Origin of the sequence: Amnimonas aquatica (genome assembly GCF_002943415.1) — a bacterium.
GTDB lineage: Bacteria > Pseudomonadota > Gammaproteobacteria > Pseudomonadales > Moraxellaceae > Perlucidibaca > Perlucidibaca aquatica_A.
Window position 1 is genome coordinate 1 of sequence record NZ_PTQZ01000290.1, and the last position, 1,675, is coordinate 1,675.

Sequence of the window (1,675 nt, forward strand, 5' to 3'; positions counted from 1 at the left end):
CGCACGCCGAGCCACGGACGTTCGCCCTGCTGCGCCCCGGGACGACCACCGGCATCACCCGCTCCCTCGGCGGCACGCAGGCGGACCTGCACGCCGGCCTCCTCCAGCAATGCCTGCCAGGGCAGCTCGTCGGTGCCGTGCAGGGCACGGTCGAAAAAGCCCTCCAGGGCATCACCGGCCAGTCCGGCGACCCCGGCGCGGATGTCCGCCTCGGTCACGCCCCGCCCCTTCAGGGCATAGCACTGCCAGAGCGCACGCATCAGCGCATCCAGGCCCTGACCGTGGCGGCGCAGCAACAGATCGAGGCAGAGCGCCACCAGCGCACCCTTGACGTAGTAGCTGACCACGCTGTTGGGCGTGTTCTCGTCGGTCTTGTAGTACTTGGTCCAGGCGAAGAAGCTGGATTCCGCCACGCTCTGCACCTGCCGCCCCGGCGTGCGCAGGTGGCGGGTGATCTGCTGCGCCAGCAGTTCGAGATAACTGGCCGGCGTGATCAGCCCGGTGCGCACCAGGAACAGGTCGTCGTAGTAGGAGGTCACGCCCTCGAAGAACCACAGCAGCGTGGTGTGGTTCTCGCGCCGCAGGTCGTAGGGCAGGAACTCCGCCGGCTTCAGGCGCTTGACGTTCCAGCTGTGGAAATACTCGTGGCTGCACAGGCCGAGCAGGCTGCGGTAACCGTTCGACGGCCGGCCTTCGGGCTCGCCCGCCTGCGGCAGCTCGTCGCGACTGCACAGCAGGCTGGTCGAGCTGCGGTGCTCCAGTCCGCCGTAGCCCTGTCCGACCACCATGAGCTGGAACAGGTAACGGTCGAACGGCGCCGGCTCGCCGAAGAAACGGATCTGCGCCTCGCAGACGCGCTGCAGGTCGCGGCACAGCCGGTCGAGATCGCCGCGATGCGCGCCGGTGACCGCCACCGCGTGGGGCACGCCACAGGCGGTGAACTCGGCGTAATCGAAGGTGCCCATCTCCACCGGGTGATCGATCAGGGCGTCGTAGTCGGGTGCGCCGAACAGGCCGAAACCATGCCGGCAGGCGCCGAAAGCCGGTGCGTCCAGGGCCTCCAGCGTGGTTGCCACGTGCCAGTCGCCGGCCACGCCCTCGGGCCGGCACAGCTCGACCGTCACCGGCTCCGACTCGCGGCCGGACACGGCCAGGAACAGCGAGGTGCCGTTGAAGTAGCCGTGGTGCTGGTCCAGATGCGCCGCGCGCACCGACAGGTCCCAGGCATAGACCTCGTAGCGCACCTCCAGCGGACCGGACACCGGCGCGCACTGCCAGGAGGATTTGTCGAGCGCGCGGATGGCCACCGCCGCGCCATCGGCGTCGGTCGCCCGCAGCGCGCTGATATTGCGGGCGAAGTCGCGGATCATGTAGCTGCCGGGAATCCAGTCCGGCAGCCACAGGCGCTGCCCCTGCGGGTCGGGCCGGAGGATGGAAAGGGTGACCTGGAAACGGTGGGAGGCCGGCACGGAAGCCGCGACCCGGTAATGAATGGCCGCCTGCATGCCGGCAGATCTCCTGTGGATAGCCATGAACGGCGAATGACCCCGGAAAGGAAAAAACACGAGGCCGGTCAGCATATATGAATAGCCGGCGCGCTGAACACACCGCACGGACGGATCCGCGGACGCGGCCGCAGCCATGGCGACCGCGCCGAGCCAGCGGCCCGGCTTCC

1 protein-coding gene is annotated in these 1,675 nt (G+C 69.0%); it reads right to left on the reverse strand.

Annotated features, from left to right (window positions below):
• On the reverse strand, positions 1–1,505 hold a 1,505-nt coding region (locus C5O18_RS09195; protein ID WP_105193314.1), incomplete at its 3' end, for a M61 family metallopeptidase.
• Between the last annotated feature and the right edge of the window lie 170 nt (positions 1,506–1,675).